This window comes from Parabacteroides bouchesdurhonensis (assembly GCF_900186615.1).
GTDB lineage: Bacteria > Bacteroidota > Bacteroidia > Bacteroidales > Tannerellaceae > Parabacteroides > Parabacteroides bouchesdurhonensis.
This window is the reverse complement of the sequence record NZ_LT896588.1, coordinates 473,863-492,646: the sequence shown is the minus strand read 5'-3', so window position 1 is coordinate 492,646 and position 18,784 is coordinate 473,863. Positions and strand designations below refer to the sequence as shown.

Below are 18,784 nucleotides of genomic sequence, written 5' to 3'. Positions count from 1 at the left end.
TTATGACAGATAGTATAAAAGTAAGTGAAGTTTCGGCTATTCTGCGACAACAGCTGGAAGATATCAATACCAGTATCCAGTTGGAAGAAGTCGGAACAGTATTGCAAGTAAGCGACGGTGTAGCTCGTATTTACGGACTAAACAATGCTGAAGCCAACGAGCTTTTGGAATTTGACAACGGATTGCAGGCAATCGTCATGAATCTGGAAGAAGACAATGTTGGCGCGGTCTTGATGGGGCCTACCGATCAGGTAGAAGAAGGAGATACGGTTAAACGTACCGGGCGTATTGCATCTATCCAGGTTGGTGAAGGATTAATAGGCAGGGTTATCAATCCTTCTGGAATACCCGTTGATGGAAAGGGTGAAATAGTCCAAGCCGATTGTGAGATGCCATTGGAAAGAAAGGCACCGGGAGTTATCTTCCGCCAACCGGTTAATGAACCGTTGCAAACCGGATTGAAAGCAGTTGATGCCATGATCCCGATAGGGCGTGGACAACGTGAGTTGATTATTGGTGACCGTCAGACCGGAAAGACTTCTATTGCCATTGATACGATCATTAACCAGCGGAGTAATTATGAGGCGGGAAATCCTGTTTATTGTATTTATGTGGCTATCGGACAAAAAGGTTCAACAGTTGCCGCATTGGTCAATACATTACGGGAAAAAGGCGCTATGGATTATACAATTGTAGTGAGTGCCACTGCTTCCGATCCTGCTGCCATGCAATATTTCGCTCCCTTTGCAGGGGCTGCTATCGGCGAATATTTCCGGGATACCGGAAGACATGCTTTAGTTGTTTACGACGATTTGTCTAAACAAGCGGTTGCTTACCGTGAAGTATCCTTGATTCTACGCCGTCCTTCCGGACGTGAAGCTTATCCGGGTGATATTTTCTACCTTCACTCCCGCTTATTGGAACGTGCGGCAAAAATCATCAATCAGCCGGAAGTTGCTGCTCAAATGAATGACTTGCCTGAAAGCTTGAAAGGAAAAGTCAAAGGTGGTGGTTCATTAACGGCTCTCCCTATTATTGAGACGCAGGCAGGAGACGTTTCTGCTTATATCCCGACGAATGTGATCTCTATTACCGACGGACAGATATTTTTGGAAACCGATTTGTTTAACCAAGGTAACCGTCCGGCTATTAACGTTGGTATTTCCGTATCCCGTGTAGGTGGTAATGCACAGATCAAAGCGATGAAGAAAGTAGCCGGTACATTAAAAATAGACCAGGCACAGTTCCGTGAATTGGAATCATTTACAAAGTTCGGAGGAGATATTGACCCCGTAACCGCATTCACTATTGACAAGGGACGCAAGAATGCGCGTCTGTTGGTTCAGTCCCAATATAGCCCAATGCCTGTAGAACAGCAGATAGCGATTCTATATTGTGGAACACATGGATTGTTGAAAGATGTTCCGATAGATAAAGTTCATGAGTTTGAGAAGGTCTTTCTGCAGACATTAGCAGAGACCCACCAACAAGACGTGCTGGACATTCTTCGCCAAGGTGTTATCAATGAAGAGGTAAGTAAGAAGATTGAAGAGACTGCGGCGTCATTATCCGCTACATTTAAAGAAGTATAATCATGTCTTCATTAAAAGAGATAAAAATTCGGATCGCTTCTGTTAATAGTACGAAAAAGATTACGTCGGCTATGAAGATGGTTTCATCCGCCAAACTTCATCATTCGCAAGGTGTAATTGAAAACTTGCTGCCTTACGAACAGCAGCTACGTGGTATCTTACATAACTTTTTGGCAGCAAACGCAGACTTGGAAACGCCTTTTGCGCAGCCACGCCCTGTCCGGAAAGTTGCCATCGTTGCTTTTTCATCCAATAGCGGACTTTGTGGAACTTTCAATGCCAATGTAATTAAAGAACTGGCAGTCCGTATTCAGAAATACAAAGAAGAACAGATAGACGTTCTTCTTTATCCGATTGGGAAAAAAGTAGCTGAGGCATTGAAAAAGGAAGGCTATATAATAGAAAAAGATTTTCAGCAACTGATAGATAAACCTGATTATAAAGGCGCTGTTAATCTCGCTACAGAACTTATGGCTCTATTTGAATCCGAAGAGGTAGATAAAGTAGAACTTCTTTATCATCATTTTAAAAGTTCAGCCATACAACAACTTCTATGGCGAGACTGGCTGCCTGCCAATTTATCTCAAGATGGAGAAAGCGAGACCGATGCTGATAATTACATCATTGAACCTTCTCCTGAAACAATGTTGAATGAACTATTACCGAAAGTATTACGCCTTAGTATTTATGCCGTTTTGCTGGATACGGTTACATCGGAACATGCTGCCCGTGTACTGGCTATGCAAACAGCAAGTGACAATGCAAATGAATTACTTCAAGAACTAACTTTGCAATATAATAAATCACGCCAGCAGGCTATCACTAATGAGCTGCTGGATATCATAGGAGGGCGTTAGCTCTCCTATGGTTGTTTTCCTGTTAATGTTACCTTGTCAGACTACTATTTATGCACCGATCTGAATCGACCGATAAACCGAGCTAATTCTCCTATCCACAGAACAAAAGAGCTGGAACCTATAATAATTCCCCAGTCTTTCCAGGAGAGAGGAATCACATTGAACATTTCACCGCCAAATGTAACAATCAGATATTGCCCGATAAGAATAATCAGAGCTACTAATAAGAAACTTTTGCTGTTTCCCAGATTTGCAAAAGCAGAACGACCTTCCATAAATGCTTTAGCATTGAACATATTCCAAAACTGTAACATAACGAAAAAGCTAAAGAACCAAGACAGATCGTGCGGAGTTAATCCGTCTTCCGCATGGAAATATAGAAGTAATCCCATTAAAATGATAACAAAGAAGATACCTACGCCGAAAATATTATAGGCCATTGGGCGGGTAATAATAAAATCTCCATTCTTCCCGTTACGGCGAGGTTTATCTTTCATTACCCGTTCGTTAGGCGGGAGAGAGGCTAATGCTCCTGCGGCAAACGTATCCATGATCAGGTTTACCCAAAGCATTTGTGTAATAGTTAAAGGAGACTCCGTGCCCAATAATGAACCTAACAGAACTATTAAACAGGCTGCTACGTTAATGGTTAACTGGAAGAGTAAAAACTTCTGTATATTACGATATAAAGAACGTCCCCACATTACCGCACGTGTAATGCTACTGAAAGAATTATCCAAAATAGTAATATCGCTTGCTTCTTTGGCTACGGAAGTTCCGTCTCCCATAGATAAACCTACTTGTGCAGCCTTGAGTGCCGGCGCATCGTTTGTTCCGTCTCCGGTAACGGCTACTACGGCTTCTTTTTGTTGTAATAGTTGCACCAGGCGTTGCTTGTCGGTAGGACGTGCCCTGCACATAATCTTTAGATCCAATACCCGGTTTAGCGCATCTTCGTCGCTTAATGCTTCAAATCCAGGTCCTGTAATAATATTCAGGTCTGTATCGTTGGGTTTCCATATCCCGATTTGACGGCCTATTTCTTTGGCTGTACCCGGTGTATCTCCGGTTACAATTTTGATGTCAATGCCTGCATCCAGACAGCTCTGAACAGCAGCAGGGACATCTGCCCGAACCGGATCGGAAATAGCTACGATTCCTAAATAAGTAAGGTCGGCCGCATGAAGCTTGCCATTTACAAAGGAGGTAATGTCTTGTCCTTCTTCAAATATTTGGCAGGCAAATCCTAAAGTGCGCATTGCCTGATTCTGATAATCCAGCAATTGCTTCTCTATTTCTGCCTTGCACGCTTCAACCGGTTTGTATGTTCTGTCTATAGCAACACGTTGGCTGTTTGTCAGTACAATCTCGGGCGCTCCTTTCACATATAATACTTTTTTTCCTAATAAAGGCGATTGTACAATAGTGGCCATATATTTACGCTCTGTCGAGAAGGTTAGTTGGTCTAATATCTTCGCGTTCTCTCTTAGTTCCAGGTAATTCTGATGTTGGCTGTTCAGCCATAACAGCAAGGCCGCTTCGGTAGGATTTCCCAGCGTCTTTACTTTGTCTTCCGAGAAATCCAGATATGCCGTAGAGTTGACGGATATGCCTTCTTTTATCAGATTGCTTAATTCATCGTCTTCCAGTCTCTGGTCTTTTAAATTATAAAACTTAGTTTCGTGTACCTGCATTTGGTTTTGCGTTAATGTGCCGGTCTTATCCGTACAAATAACGGTAGTAGCTCCCATTGTCTCGCAGGCGTGCATCTTACGAACAAGATTGTTTGTTTTTAGCATACGGTTCATACTTAGCGCCAGGCTAAGAGTGACACTCATAGGCAACCCTTCGGGTACTGAAACAACAATTAATGTAACAGCAACCATAAAGATATTCAGTATATGCGCAATTAAATCCATAATAGGCATACCCGAAGATGAAAGGAGCAATTTTACTAATAAAGCAATGAAAGTAAGCGCGGCAATAGAATATCCGGCTTTACTGATTACTTTGGCTAGTCCTGCCAACTGAACTTGCAGAGGAGTTTCTACACCGCTTTCTATCTGAGAGCCTTCATATACTTTGCCATATCCGGTTGCGTCTCCTACTTTTTCTACTTGCATTATTCCGTGTCCGTCAACAACTGTAGTGCCACGCATTACAACATTAGACGGATAAGTTGCTTCGGTATCGAAATCGGCTTCATTGGTGGTTTTGCTGATGATTGGTTCTCCGGTCAGTGTAGATTCGTTAATCTGTAAAGAAATAGCCTCAATGAGATGACCGTCTGCCGGGACTTCTTCTCCTGTTTCTAATACAACAATATCTCCAACTACTACTTCTTTCTTAGGAACTTGACAAATATTGCCGTCTCTGATTACTTTTACAAGCGTATCATCGTTTACCGTATTCAATATGTCGAAAGCTTTATTGGCCTTTACTTCAAAAGCAAATCCCACGCAGCTGGCAAGCATAATCGCGAAGAATATTCCGATAGGTTCAAAAAACGCGGTGAAACCTTTTGCTTCCGGTCCCCAGCAATGCACTCCGGCAATAATCATAGATAGCAGCCAGGCTACCAATAGTATTTTTATAATAGGATCATCGAATTTTTCAAAAAACAGTTTCCACAAAGATGTTTTTTGAGGAGGAGTTAATATGTTCTCTCCATGGATACGTCTGCTTTCTTCTACTTCTTGTTTGGTTAAGCCTTGATATTGATGTTTTTTTTCCATACGTTTTTAATCTGTTTCAAGAAAATTGAAAGCAAATAACGTAAAGTTATGTGAAATACACAAATGTCGGTAGTTAATGTTTTCCAAGTATTCCGCTTATATCTTCAAATAAGATTGAAGTAGTAATGTGCAAACCTGTTCATCTCGTATTAATGACTAATTAGTGCGAAATTAGGCACAAACTAATTGGATCACAGCCGTGATTCATATAGATCACAAAGGTGATCCAATCAAATCACATGGGTGATCTGTATAGATCACAGTTGTGATCCGATTAGTTTGTCGGGATAAAAATATTACTTCTTTTGCTTTGTTTATAGAATAATGGGCGGGTATAAATCGGAAAGCACTATGGAATATGTGAAAATCGTCTCCTGTTTAAGTTAATTTAATGGTTTTTGAGTGAACTTTTTCTCTTGAGATGTGTCTTATTAATAAAAAGGTTGTTGTGTTTAGTATTTAAGGTTATGAAGAACATTAGGTTATTTTTTTTGTGGGGGATTGTCCTCTTTGTTGGAGGGCAGTCCCTTTTTGCTCAGACAAAGAAAGAAAAAAGAGCGCAAAAAGAGTTACAGGTGAAAGAAGTGGTAAATAGCGGACAGTTCACAATAGATGTAAACAGAGCCATTCCTATGAATGGGAGATCTATTAATCTTACATCTTCTTATTCATTAGAGCTTCGCGGAGATTCTGTTTTCTCTTATCTTCCTTATTTCGGGCAGGCTTATTCTGTTCCTTATGGAGGAGGCAACGGATTGCGTTTTAAAGAGCCGGTGAAAGAGTATGATCTTTCATATACTAAAAAAGGGGTTGCGCGTATTAAGTTTCACGTACGTGCAAACGAGGATAACTATACATTTAATGTACAGATATTCCCGAATGGTTCTGCAACCATCGGTATAGTGCCGGTAAATAAGCAAAGTATTACATTTTATGGGGAGATTGCTACTGGGAAAGGGGAGTGAATAACCTTCCCTGCCATGTTCCTCTTTCTGCGATGCGTTTATTTACTTTCGCTGTAAATTCAAAGTTCTTTAATCCCCAATCGGGAGCTATAAGTAATTCTTTAGGAGACTGGGACACGAATCTCTCTACTATAATGGACGGTTTTAATCTTTCCATAAAGTCGATGACTAATTCTATATATTCGTCTGCCGAATACAGATGGAAAAACTCAGGATGTTCGGTATATTCTTTAGCCATTCGTGTATTTCGTATCAATTGCAGTTGATGAAGTTTTAAAGTAGTTACAGGAAGGCCGGATAAAATGGTTGCATGGTTTAAAATCTCTTCCCTGCTTTCTCCCGGCAGACCTAATATCAAATGCACTCCTGTATAAATACCTTTATCTGCTGTTTTGCGGATTGCCGTTTCAGATTCGGCATAGGTGTGCCCACGGTTGATGCGTTGCAAGGTCTTGTCGGACGTGCTTTCTACTCCGTATTCTATCATTACGAACGTTTGCTTGGATAATTTGGCAAAATAGTTCAGCAGATCGTCCGGCATGCAGTCCGGGCGAGTTCCGATAATGATTCCTGCTACATCGGGATAAGCTAATGCTTCCTCGTATTTTTTTATTAACGACTTTAATTCTCCATACGTATTCGTATAAGCTTGGAAGTATGCAAGATATTTCATCTCCGGATATTTCCGGGAGAAAAAATGTATTCCTTCTTCCAATTGTTCGGATACACTCTTTTCCTGGACACAATATTCCGGACTAAACGTTTGGTTATTACAATATGTACATCCTCCCCAGCCTTTAGAACCGTCACGGTTAGGACAAGTAAATCCGGCATTAATTGATATTTTTTGTACTTTATATGGGAATATATCCTTTAAAAAGTCTCCGAATTCTTTATATGGTTTAGTATTTTTCACATAGCAAAGATAGATAAAAACTTCGTATTCATTGCTTTTATGCTAACTTTGCAGCTTATTCTAAAATACTACTATAATACAATGAAAGGATTAGGTCTTTGTTTTATACTTTCGTTAGTAACGATTGGAAGCGTTTTTGCTCAAAACGGAAGTAAACAAGTAGATTTAAAAGAAATAACAGACGGAAAGTTCCGTCAAGTTACTAACATAGGTGAAATGCGTTCGTTGCCTGATGGAGAACATTATACAGCAATGAACAGGGATAAGAATATGATTATAAAATATTCTTACCGGACAGGTATGCCGGTGGATACGTTATTCAATACCCGCACAGCCCGCGAATGTTCGTTTGATGATTTTGACGGATATATGATAAATAGCACAGGACACCGTATTTTGGTATGGCGCGAAACTGAGCCTATTTATCGGCGCTCTACGAAAGCCGTTGTTTATGATTATGATGTACGTCGTAATTATGTGAAACCTCTTACCGAAGCGAAGAGTAAACAAATGATTCCTACCTTTTCGCCGGATGGTAGGATGTGTGCTTATGTGCGCGATAATAATATATGGTTGAAAAAGTTTGATTATGATACGGAGGTGCAGGTTACCAAAGATGGTGAACTGAATAAGATATTGAATGGTATTACTGATTGGGTTTACGAAGAGGAATTTGCTGTTGTAAACCTGATGGCTTGGTCGCCGGACAGTGAATATCTGGCATTTGTTCGTTTTGACGAATCGGAAGTACCTGAATACTCTATGCAAATATATGGTGATGATTTATATCCCGGTTATTATAATTATAAATACCCGAAAGCGGGACAAAAGAATTCAAAGGTAACGCTTCATTCTTATAGTGTAGCAACGAAAGACATCAAAACATTGAATGTTCCGATTGAAGAAGACAGCTATATTCCCCGTATTGTATTTACAAAGAATCCGGATCAGTTGGCTGTGATGACCTTGAACCGCCAACAGAATGTATTCAATATGTATTACGCTAATCCGAAAAGCGGCGTTTTCCGTTTGATTCTTCGTGATGATAATAAATGCTATGTAGATTCCGAATGGCTGACTTCCATCCAGTTTACGGATAATGGTTTTACCTATGTAAGTGAACAGGACGGGTATGCTCATATTTATTTATATTCTCCTACCGGTGTTATGCAACGCCAGGTAACTACAGGGAATTGGGATGTTACAAAGTTCCTGGGTATAGATGAAGTTACTAAAGCCGTTTATTATCAGTCTGCAGAGGAAAGCCCTATACGACGTTCTGTTTATAAGATTGACGCGAAGGGGGTTAAAACAAAATTCTCTACGGAAGACGGCATGAATAATGCAGTGTTTAGTGATAATTTCGCTTATTACGTAAATACATATTCCAATGCTACTACTCCGGCGAAGATTACGGTAAATGATACGAAGAGTAAAAAGGTATTACGTGTATTGGAGGATAATGCAGCCTTGAAGAATAAATTGGCAGAGTATTCTTTTGCCGGAAAGGAGTTTTTTACTGTGAAGACGGCTTCCGGTTATGAGTTGAATGCGTGGATTGTGAAACCGGCTAACTTTGATGAATCAAGAAAATATCCGGTGATGATGACCCAGTATAGTGGCCCTAATTCACAGCAGGTACTTGATCAGTACGTCTTTGACTGGGAACAGTATCTGGCAAATAAAGGTATTATTGTTGTTTGTGTAGATGGTCGTGGAACAGGTGCGCGTGGAGAAGTATTCCGGAAATGTACTTATTTGCGAATGGGAGAATTGGAATCAAAAGACCAGGTAGAGGCCGCTCAAGCCTTAGGGAAACTTCCTTATATTGACAAGAACCGTATTGCCATTTGGGGTTGGAGCTTCGGCGGATACAATACTTTAATGGCATTAAGCACCGGAGACGGAACGTTTAAAGTTGGTATTGCGGTAGCGCCTCCTACCGACTGGAAATATTATGATTCGGTTTATACGGAACGTTTTATGCGTACTCCAAAAGAAAATTTTGAAGGATATGCTGCTACTTCCCCTCTTCGTAAGGTTAAAGATTTACAAGGAAAATTACTGCTGATCCATGGTACAGCAGACGATAATGTGCATTTTATGCAAAGTATGGAATATGCCGAAGCATTGGTACAGGCCGGAAAGCAATTTGACATGCACGTTTATAAAGATCGAAATCATAGTATAATGGGAGGTAATACACGTTATCATTTATATACTAAAATGTCTAATTACTTACTTGACAATTTGTAATGGCAGAACATTTAAGGAAGCCGGATTGGTTAAAAATCCGGCTTGGAGGAAACGCCCGGTTTACGAAGACGAAAAACATAGTAGAATCACATTGCTTACATACTATTTGTACCAGTGGGAAATGTCCTAATATGGGTGAATGCTGGAGCAAGGGAACGGCTACATTTATGATAGGTGGAGATATATGCACCCGTTCGTGTAAGTTCTGTAATACACAAACGGGAAAGCCTTTGCCGTTAGACTTAAAAGAACCGGAAAATGTTGCTGAAAGTATCCGTTTGATGGAATTGAAGCATGCTGTAATTACTTCGGTTGACCGGGATGATTTATCTGATTTAGGAGCGGAGCACTGGGTAAATACGATCCTTAAAATAAAAGAAGTTAATCCCGAAACTACGATTGAAGTATTGATCCCTGACTTTCAAGGTCGTTTGGAACTGGTGGATAAGGTTGTAAAAGCTTCTCCTGAGATTATTTCTCATAATATGGAAACTGTGCGGCGCATATCTCCGTTAGTACGCAGTGCCGCTAAATATGATATTAGTTTATCAGTATTGTCTCATATCGCAAAAAGTGGAATAATAGCTAAAACCGGTATTATGGTAGGGCTGGGAGAAACAGACGAGGAGGTATGTGAATTAATGGATGACGCATTGAATGCGGGAGTCTCCATATTAACTATAGGACAGTATCTTCAACCATCGAGAAAGAATATTCCTGTTTCTGAATATGTTCCCCCTGAACGCTTTGAATTTTATAGATTAAGAGCGCTGGAAAAAGGCTTTAAAAAGGTGGAAAGCGCACCTCTTGTCCGTTCTTCTTATCATGCAGAAAAGCATATTTAACTAATGAACATTTGTGAATGTTGCTTGTTTTAATATAAAGGGAAAAAAGGGGGATGAATGAATAAAGTGAAGAAAAGGTTGGATAACCAGGCAATAGGGCTTTTACCCCTGTTGTTATTTATGTTTTTGGATAATTATTTTTCTTATTTATTATCCTTTATAATTGGTGTGACCTTTTGTTTTGTATGTATTTTTCTTTTTCAGGTTTTGATAAAGGATAAGGTATATCAATTTTTATTACTGCCTTCTGCAATAACACTTGTGCTTTTTTCGGTTTTTCTTTGTTTGAAGCTTGAGCCGGTGTTATTCATCTATTCACCTCTTATTACAGAGGTCTTACTGGTTGTGGTTTTAGCAGTAATAGGTTTTTCTAAACGTACTATTTTACAGAAGATTCGCAATTCGTCGCAACCAGCCTATAAGAAAACTATGCTCCGGACATCACTGAATGAATCTTATTTTGTGGCCCAGATAGTACAAAATATTTATACTTTACATCTTTTTGTGATTCTTTTATATACTATTCTTCCTGATTCAATGCAAAGTGTTCGGGCTGAACGCATTTTGTATCGGGAAGTAGGTTTGATTATCGGGGTCCTTATTATTGCGTACGAACAGATACGTTTGTCGTTGATGCGTGGAAGCCTGAGAAAAGAAATGTGGTTGCCTGTTCTAAATGACAATGGAAAAGTCATTGGCTGTATTGCCCGTTCTGTAAGTCGCATGTTACCTAAGAAATATTGTCATCCCGTAGTGCGTATTGCCGTTGTTTATGACGGAATGCTTTATTTGTCTAAAAGAAGTGGAGATGCTTTTATTTCACCGGGTACTATTGATTACCCGTTTTATAGCTATGTGTTATTTCGCCATAGTATAGAAAATACTGTCAAAGAGACATTGGGTGATTTGGGAAGAGAACCGGGAGTGACTCCTCGTTTCTTAATCCGATACACATTTGAGAATTCTAAAGCGAAACACCTTGTTTCGCTTTATGTAGTTTGTCTTCGGAAAGAGGAACAATTGAAGATGTGTAAAAAAGGGAAATTGTGGACAATCAAACAAATTGAAGAGAATTTGGGTAAAGGCGTTTTTGGGGAAGCTTTTGAGAAAGAATTTCCTTATTTGCAAAACACCGTGTTGTTAGCGGAGAGCTTTTGTTGCGGGAAATCGGTGAAACAGCAATAAACTCTCCTTTTGTTCTTATCTTTGTCCTAGTTCAATTACTTCAAGATCTCTGACGGTTTTTCCTTCTATTATAAAACGAACGAGTGTCCGGACTTGGTGAAACCCGCTTTTTCCTGCTGCCCCCGGATTGATGTATAAACAATTCAGATTCTTATCAAATACGACTTTCAATATATGTGAATGTCCGGCGATAAACATATTGGGGCGTGTATCATATAGCTCTTTACGTATTTCCGGATTATAGCGTCCGGGATAACCTCCGATATGTGTCATCATAATATTCATTTGTTCTGCTTTAAAATGGGCTACCTTTGGATATTGCAAACGCGTTGATTGTCCGTCGATATTTCCATACACGGCTCTGAATGGTTTTAGTAAGGCAAGTCTGGCGGCTAACATATCTGATCCGATATCCCCGGCATGCCATATTTCATCGCAGTCATTAAAGTACTCTGCATACTTGTCATCCCAGTAACCATGCGTGTCTGAAAGAAGTCCAACTTTAAGCATAACAATTTCTTTTATCCGTCAAAAGTATATATATTTACGGACCTAAGATAAGAATATTATGGAGAATTCATATAAATACTTTAAACGGGATATCAGTTGGCTATCGTTCAATTATCGTGTCTTGTTGGAAGCGGAGGATGATACTCTTCCTATCTATGAACGTATTAAATTCCTTTCTATTTACTCGTCCAATCTGGAGGAATTTTATGAGATACGTGTAGCCGAACACCGAGGTGTAATTATGAAAAAGAATTATACGGAAGAAAGCGGTGCTGAGGCCGAAGAAACTTTAGCTGCTATAACGAAAGAAGTAAACCGACAACAAAGGGAATATTACCGTATCTTTTATGATAAGATATTACCGGAGTTGAATCGTCAAAACATATATCTTTATCAAGACAGTACTCCCGAACCATTCCATGAAGAATTTGTGCATAATTTCTTTAATGAAGAGGTTTTCCCTTTCTTGTCGCCAGTGATGATTCAGGCTGGAGATATCCGTACTTTTATTAGAGACCGTCGTCTTTATTTAGTGATACGTATGGTAAAGAAAAGCAAACGCTTATCTAACCCCGACTATGTACCCGAATATCATTATGCCTTAATGAAAATTCCCTATGCAAAAGTTCCACGCTTCATCGAGTTACCTGCATACGATGGGAAGTTCTTCATTATGTTCATAGATGATATAATTAAAGCGAATTTATCCAATATATTCCCCGGCTACGTAATAGACAGTTGCTATAGCATTAAGATTTCAAGGGATGCTGATATCTATCTGGAAGATGAAAAGAATGAGAATATAGTAGAAAGCATACGTAAAAAGGTGAAGAAACGTAAGATCGGAGCGCTTAGCCGTTTTATGTATGACCGTGCCATGCCTGATGACTTTCTGGCTTTTATTTGTGAAGCTTTTGGTATTACTCCGGACGATTTGGTGGTTGGAGGACGTTATCTGAACTTACAGGATTTGGTGAAATTGCCTAATCCTAAGGGCAAAGAACTGGAACAACAAATACCGGTTCCTATGCGTGTTTCCTTCCTGGATGAGATGGAGTCGGTCTTTAAGGTAGTAAAGAAGAGAGATGTTTTGCTGCATTTTCCATACCAGTCATTTGATTACCTGATACGTTTCTTGATGGAGGCCGCATTCGATCCCAAGGTGGAAGAAATAAAGATTACTCAATACCGTGTAGCCGAGAACTCTGCTGTTATCAATACATTGGTAAGTGCTGCACAAAACGGAAAGAAAGTCACGGTCTTTGTGGAGTTGAAAGCCCGTTTCGATGAAGAGAATAATATGAGTACGGCTGAACGTATGGAACAAGCCGGCATACGGATTATTTATAGTATTCCCGGACTTAAAGTTCATGCAAAAGTCGCAGTTATCCTGCGGAAAGATAATGAAGACGGAGGGAAACGGAAGGACTTCGCTTACCTGAGTACCGGCAATTTCAATGAAAAGACGGCTAAAATCTATTCTGATATGGCCTTGTTGACTTCCAAGTCTGAAATGATAGAAGATATCAAAAATGTCTTTGCCATATTGGAAGGAAATATATCAGAACCGGTCTTCCGGCATTTATTGGTGGCCCGTTTCAATATGGTTCCTGAATTAACCCGTATGATCCGGCAGGAAATAGAACATGTAAAGCAGGGTCGGAAAGGCCGTATCATATTAAAGATGAATGGTCTGCATGATCAGAATATGATAAATGAATTATATAAAGCCAGTGAGAATGGAGTGGAGATAGATTTGATTGTGCGAGGCATTTGTTGCCTGGTTCCAGGCCAGCCATATAGCAAGAATATACGCGTTACCCGTATTGTAGATATGTTTCTGGAGCATTCCCGTGTATGGTATTTTTATAATGATGGAGAAGAAAACCTGTTTCTGACATCAGCAGACTGGATGCGTCGTAATCTGAATCGCCGGATCGAAACAGCATTTCCCATATTGGTTCCTGAGATAAAACAAGAAATAATAGACATCCTGAAGATACAATTGAGCGATAATGTAAAGGCTTGCGAAATAGATGAGAACTTGCATAATAACTGTAAAAGAGATAATAATCCGGTTAAAGTCCGTGCCCAGTTGGCTATATATGAATATTTAAAGAAGAAATCATAGTAAGTTAGCGTATGGACGTTTCTTTTTCATGGATATTTTGATAAATGAAGTTTCGTATTTAATAGGAATAGGTTATTATTCTTTCCGGTAAATAACCGGTTCGTATTCTCCATTCTTGCGGATAAAGGTTATTGGTACGATTGCCCAGGTGTTTTACAAATCCTAAGGGAAAACCCTTGTAGGTAACCAATACGTACCCTTTTTCTATATTTCCCGGTAAAAGAACCGTCTCTTTTTTCAGGAACTTTATCGCCTCTTCCCAGTTTAATTCTACAGAAGGAAACGCTTTGGCGTTTAAAGCTGTGCTAAGAGCTAATTCTTGCGAAGGAATGAAATCTTTTCCTTTTAATTCTCCAATACATACGCCGGCTGATAACAGATGTAATCTTTCCTTGAGGATCGGATATATTTCCGTAACAGATTTTGGTTGCATCCGGAGGAAATTTCCGTTCCATTCGGAAGAAAATAAAATTTCATCCGAGAGGAATGTTTTTACCGTTGACGGAATGATTGGCGTTGCTTTCCCCTTTTCTTTCTTGTTTTTGTTCCTGATACGGATTTCTTCCATGTCTCCATCTGCTTTGCGCAGAACCGCAAGGAAGAATCCTTCACCTTTCGTTTTATGGGGAAAGAAACGATAGACCGGATTATTGTATTTCAGTGCGCCGGTTATTTGCCATTCGTTTTTAGTCGGGACGGATAAGGCTTCTGCTCCTAGTTCTTCTATTATATAATGTATATTATCTTCGTCTTCTTCCGTATTATATGTACAAGTGCTATAAATAAGGATACCTCCTGGTTTTAAGGCATTCCATATATCGTGAATAATACGCCGGCTGCGGCTTGCGCACAGGTTGACATTGGCAATACTCCATTCTCCGGTACTGTCCGTATCTTTACGGAACATGCCTTCGCCCGAACAGGGAACATCCGTCATAATGACGTCAAACAAATGAGTAAGAGAGCCGATTTCTTCCGGATCATTGTTTATTACAATGCTGTTTGGATTTCCCCATTTAGCAATATTCTCCGCTAATATATTGCTGCGGCTCCGGATCACTTCATTGCTGACAAGCAAGCTGCCTTCCGGTAAAAGACTAAGAAGATGCGTAGACTTACCGCCTGGCGCAGCACATAAATCCAGACATTTTACAGAAGTCTTTACATATTGTTTGATGGCTTGTTCGATGAACATGGAGGACGCTTCCTGTACATAATAAGCTCCGGCATGGAATAACGGGTCGAAAGTGAACGATAAACGTTCCGGCAAATAATAACCGCTTTGGCTCCAGGCAACAGGCGTACCGTTTATTGGAGCTAACGCTCCTTTCTTCTCATTGATTCGGATGCTTACAGGAGCTTCTGTCTGCAATGCGGCTTCCAGTTCATTAAATTCTTCGCCTAATAGCTTACGGGTACGAGTGATAAAATCTATAGGAAGTGCCATCTTATTCTGTTTGTTTGGTGCAAAAGTACTACATTTGCAGAAAACTAACAGTATGCAAGCATCTCTTTTCCTTATACCGGTTACATTGGGAGAAACGGACCATCGCCGTGTCTTACCGGAATATAACCGGGATATTATTCTGCAGATAAGGCATTTTATAGTGGAGAACGTACGTACGGCACGTCGTTTCCTTAAAAAGGTAGAACCTTCTATTGTGATAGATGATCTTACCTTTTATGAATTGAATAAGCATACTTCTCCGGAACAGGTAACAGGTTATTTGGCTCCTTTGACAAAGGGAGAGCATATCGGTGTTATTTCGGAGGCAGGCTGTCCGGCCGTAGCCGATCCCGGTGCGGATGTTGTTGCTATTGCCCAGCGTAAAAACTATCCGGTAGTCCCTTTGGTAGGGCCGTCTTCCATATTAATGTCGGTTATGGCGTCCGGCTTTAACGGCCAGAGTTTTGCTTTTCATGGGTATCTGCCTATTGATGCTTTGGAACGTACTAATATGATAAAGAAACTGGAAGGCCGTATCTATTCGGAAAACCAAACGCAATTGTTTATAGAAACTCCTTACCGTAATAATAAGTTGGCGGAGGAATTTATCCGCACTTGCCGTCCTTCTACTAAATTATGTATAGCTTCCGATATAACTTGTGAAGACGAGTATATACATACGCGTCCGGTGAAAGACTGGGCGGGTAAAGTTCCCGATTTAAGTAAGAAACCAACAATATTCCTTATATATAAATAATTTTGATGCCATGGCTACATATCAAGCACACGAAACAGCAGTAATCGATCCCGGTTGTACGATTGGCGAAGGAACGCGTATCTGGCATTTTTCCCATATCATGCCGGGATGCAAGATTGGGAAGAATTGCAATATCGGGCAGAATGTGGTTATATCTCCTGATGTTGTATTGGGAAACAATGTGAAAGTGCAAAATAATGTATCTGTTTATACCGGAGTTATTTGTGAAGATGATGTGTTTTTAGGTCCGAGCTGTGTATTTACAAATGTACTGAACCCTCGTAGTGCGGTAAGCCGCAAGGATCAATATAAGAAAATAACGGTTTGTAAAGGAGCAACAATAGGAGCAAATGCTACGATTGTTTGCGGATATACAATAGGAGCGTATGCTTTGGTTGGTGCCGGAGCGGTGGTAACCGGTGATGTGCTTCCTTACGCATTGGTCGTTGGCAATCCTTCCAAGCAAGTTGGTTGGGTGAGTGAATATGGACATCGTTTGGATTTCGATAAAGAAGGTATTGCTTTCTGCCCTGAAAGCGGAGAGAAGTATCAGCTACAGGACGGAAAAGTGAAACGGGTTAAATAATAAATGTGTCAAAAGTAATAATCAACACCATAGCGTGTCATTGCGGGCTTGACCCGCAACCTCATACTAAACAAAATTACAGCAATTAGTATGGGATGGCGGGTCGAGCCCGCCAAGACACAGACACATTTATACTTGATATTTAAATGAATATTTAGCAAGCCTTCAAACTCATATCCAAACTTTTAACGGAATGGGTAAGAGCTCCTACCGAAATATAATCTACGCCACATTCCGCATAGTCGCGTAATGTATCGAAAGTAATGCCTCCGGAAGATTCCAGTTCATAGCGGCCGGCTACACGACGAACAGCTTCTTTCGTGTTTTCGATGTTGAAGTTATCTAACATAATACGGTCTATACCGCCTACTTTCATTGCTTGTTCCAGTTCATCAAAGTTACGGACTTCAATTTCTATTTTCAGCTTCTTTCCTTTTTCTTTTAGATAATTCTGTGCCCGGGTGATGGCTTTTTCAATGCCTCCGGCAAAGTCTACATGGTTATCTTTCAAGAGGATCATATCAAACAGACCGATACGATGGTTTACTCCACCGCCTATTTTAACGGCTTCCTTTTCCATCATACGCATTCCCGGAGTGGTTTTGCGGGTGTCTAATACGCGGGTTTTTGTTCCTTCCAATGCTTTTACATATTTGCGTGTAGTAGTGGCAATACCGCTCATGCGCTGCATTACGTTTAAAACCAAACGTTCAGTCTGTAGTAAAGACTGTACTTTTCCTTCTACAATAAATGCAATATCTCCTTTTTTTACTTCTGTTCCGTCTTTAATATAGATGGTCATTTTCAATTCCGGATCGAAGTCGTGAAAAATACGTTTGGCCATTTCCACGCCGGCAAGTACACCATCTTCTTTAATGATAAGCTGGCTTTTTCCCATTGCAGTTTCAGGGATGCAGCATAAAGTTGTATGATCGCCATCGCCAATATCTTCGGCGAAAGATAATTTAATTAGTTCGTCAATTAATTGATCCATCTTATTCTATTCTGATTGATTGTATAATCGCTTTGTCGCCTTCCGAACGGTACGTAATATTTACCCGATATTCACCTGTTGCAGTAGGCAGTTTGCCAACAAAGAAGCCGCTTTCTTTCTTGTCGGCATGGTGAACTATTGTAAATCCGGACGGTTTGTTTGTGCTGAAAAATGTGTTCAACATCGTAACGGCTTCGCTTCCGTTACATTTCTTTGTCGATTTAGGTAAGGCCATATCTACCTCTTTGTCCATAAAAGGGGTAAGGGATGAGGCATTTCCTCCTTTGAAAGCACTGGATATATTCGTTATATCGGCTGCTTGAAGGCTCAGTGCGGAGATTATCAAGGTCAGCATGAGTAAAAATCGTTTCATAGCTTTCTTGTTTTTTGTGAATACCTGAGCACAAAGGTATGTATTTTTCTTGTAATTTAGCCCCTCTAAATGTGTTAATTGTAAGTTGATGAAGATTGCTCTTATTGTAATAGGCAAGACGGATGCCGGCTATTTTGTTGAAGCTATCAACGAGTATAAAAGTCGTTTGGTACATTATATTCCTTTTGAGATGGAAGTAATTCCGGATATAAAGAACGTAAAGAACCTGTCTGAGTATCAGCAGAAAGAGAAAGAAGGCGAATTAATCCTGAAAGCTCTTCAGCCGGGTGATTATCCGGTTTTATTGGATGAAAAAGGGAAAGAGTTTACTTCTATGCAATTTTCTGCTTACCTTGAAAAGAAGATGCATACGGTTCCTAAACGACTGGTGTTCGTTGTTGGAGGCCCTTATGGATTTAGCGAAGCTGTTTATAAGATAGCATCGGAAAAGATTTCTTTGAGTAAAATGACCTTTTCACATCAGATGATCCGGCTGATTTTTATCGAACAGATTTACAGGGCAATGACGATTCTTAATAATGAACCTTATCATCATGAGTAAGCCGGATGATGTATTTTTAATGAAGGAATAAGGAGAAAGTAATTAGATCACACTTGTGATCTATATAAATCAC

Annotated in this window: 16 protein-coding genes; 10 read left to right on the top strand and 6 right to left on the bottom strand. The window is 40.1% G+C overall.

The genetic code is table 11. The features are described 5' to 3' along the window. Positions 1-2: 2 nt before the first annotated feature. Together atpA and C1721_RS02150 are read left to right on the top strand one after the other, a co-directional pair. Complete coding sequence (gene atpA, locus C1721_RS02155; protein WP_102406759.1) at positions 3-1,592, top strand: F0F1 ATP synthase subunit alpha; 1,590 nt, start codon at positions 3-5, stop codon at positions 1,590-1,592. 2 nt (positions 1,593-1,594) lie between these two features. Continuing rightward, a complete protein-coding gene (locus tag C1721_RS02150) occupies positions 1,595-2,449 on the top strand; it encodes a F0F1 ATP synthase subunit gamma (protein WP_102406757.1) in 855 nt (284 codons plus the stop codon). A 44-nt stretch (positions 2,450-2,493) separates the two neighbouring features. On the opposite strand, the gene C1721_RS02145 is transcribed toward C1721_RS02150, so the two are convergent. Beyond that, entirely contained in the window at positions 2,494-5,184 is a 2,691-nt protein-coding gene (locus tag C1721_RS02145) for a calcium-translocating P-type ATPase, PMCA-type (RefSeq protein ID WP_102406755.1), read from the bottom strand. Positions 5,185-5,651: 467 nt separating this feature from the next. Here C1721_RS02145 and C1721_RS02140 point away from each other — a divergent pair, with 467 nt between their 5' ends. Continuing rightward, complete coding sequence (locus C1721_RS02140; protein WP_102406754.1) at positions 5,652-6,149, top strand: DUF4251 domain-containing protein; 498 nt, start codon at positions 5,652-5,654, stop codon at positions 6,147-6,149. Here the strand turns inward: C1721_RS02140 and mnmL are convergent. Further along, positions 6,130-7,065 carry a tRNA modification radical SAM protein MnmL/YtqA gene (mnmL, locus tag C1721_RS02135; protein ID WP_102406752.1) on the bottom strand — a complete coding sequence of 312 codons (936 nt, stop codon included), beginning with the start codon at positions 7,063-7,065 and terminating at the stop codon, positions 6,130-6,132. The two genes, C1721_RS02140 and mnmL, sit on opposite strands and share 20 nt — an antisense overlap. An 81-nt stretch (positions 7,066-7,146) precedes the next feature. Between mnmL and C1721_RS02130 the strand changes: the two genes are divergently transcribed. The 3 genes from C1721_RS02130 to C1721_RS02120 are packed head-to-tail and all read left to right on the top strand — an operon-like array spanning position 7,147 to position 11,351. Continuing rightward, the gene (locus C1721_RS02130) at positions 7,147-9,321 is read left to right on the top strand and encodes a S9 family peptidase (protein ID WP_102406750.1); all 2,175 of its coding nucleotides are present in this window, start codon (positions 7,147-7,149) and stop codon (positions 9,319-9,321) included. After that, positions 9,321-10,166, top strand: a complete 846-nt coding sequence (gene lipA / locus C1721_RS02125; protein WP_102406748.1) for a lipoyl synthase — start codon at positions 9,321-9,323, stop codon at positions 10,164-10,166. Before C1721_RS02130 ends, lipA begins: the two co-directional genes overlap by 1 nt. A gap of 57 nt (positions 10,167-10,223) precedes the next feature. Next, positions 10,224-11,351 (top strand): NUDIX hydrolase, encoded by a 1,128-nt coding sequence (locus C1721_RS02120; protein ID WP_102406746.1) that lies wholly within the window; start codon positions 10,224-10,226, stop codon positions 11,349-11,351. A gap of 15 nt (positions 11,352-11,366) precedes the next feature. Here the strand turns inward: C1721_RS02120 and C1721_RS02115 are convergent, their stop codons facing one another. Then, positions 11,367-11,861, bottom strand: coding sequence for a metallophosphoesterase family protein (locus C1721_RS02115; RefSeq protein ID WP_102406743.1), 495 nt, complete (start codon positions 11,859-11,861; stop codon positions 11,367-11,369). Between the two features lie 58 nt (positions 11,862-11,919). Between C1721_RS02115 and C1721_RS02110 the strand changes: the two genes are divergently transcribed. Continuing rightward, positions 11,920-13,992, top strand: a complete 2,073-nt coding sequence (locus C1721_RS02110; protein WP_102406741.1) for an RNA degradosome polyphosphate kinase — start codon at positions 11,920-11,922, stop codon at positions 13,990-13,992. 58 nt (positions 13,993-14,050) lie between these two features. Here C1721_RS02110 and C1721_RS02105 read toward each other — a convergent pair whose 3' ends face one another. Beyond that, the gene (locus C1721_RS02105) at positions 14,051-15,439 is read right to left on the bottom strand and encodes a methyltransferase RsmF C-terminal domain-like protein (RefSeq protein ID WP_102406739.1); all 1,389 of its coding nucleotides are present in this window, start codon (positions 15,437-15,439) and stop codon (positions 14,051-14,053) included. A gap of 52 nt (positions 15,440-15,491) precedes the next feature. On the opposite strand from C1721_RS02105, the gene C1721_RS02100 reads away from it, so the two are divergent. Both C1721_RS02100 and C1721_RS02095 read left to right on the top strand, forming a co-directional pair. Next, positions 15,492-16,196, top strand: a complete 705-nt coding sequence (locus tag C1721_RS02100) for an SAM-dependent methyltransferase (RefSeq protein WP_102406736.1) — start codon at positions 15,492-15,494, stop codon at positions 16,194-16,196. A gap of 10 nt (positions 16,197-16,206) precedes the next feature. Then, on the top strand, positions 16,207-16,782 hold the full coding sequence (locus tag C1721_RS02095) for an acyltransferase (protein ID WP_102406734.1): 576 nt from the start codon (positions 16,207-16,209) through the stop codon (positions 16,780-16,782). A gap of 154 nt (positions 16,783-16,936) precedes the next feature. On the opposite strand, the gene nadC is transcribed toward C1721_RS02095, so the two are convergent. Then, the gene (nadC, locus tag C1721_RS02090; RefSeq protein WP_102406732.1) at positions 16,937-17,776 is read right to left on the bottom strand and encodes a carboxylating nicotinate-nucleotide diphosphorylase; all 840 of its coding nucleotides are present in this window, start codon (positions 17,774-17,776) and stop codon (positions 16,937-16,939) included. A gap of 1 nt (position 17,777) precedes the next feature. Next, the gene (locus C1721_RS02085; RefSeq protein ID WP_102406729.1) at positions 17,778-18,149 is read right to left on the bottom strand and encodes a DUF4783 domain-containing protein; all 372 of its coding nucleotides are present in this window, start codon (positions 18,147-18,149) and stop codon (positions 17,778-17,780) included. Positions 18,150-18,237: 88 nt separating this feature from the next. On the opposite strand from C1721_RS02085, the gene rlmH reads away from it, so the two are divergent. Next, positions 18,238-18,711 (top strand): 23S rRNA (pseudouridine(1915)-N(3))-methyltransferase RlmH, encoded by a 474-nt coding sequence (gene rlmH, locus C1721_RS02080; protein ID WP_102406727.1) that lies wholly within the window; start codon positions 18,238-18,240, stop codon positions 18,709-18,711. The last annotated feature ends 73 nt before the right edge of the window (positions 18,712-18,784 follow it).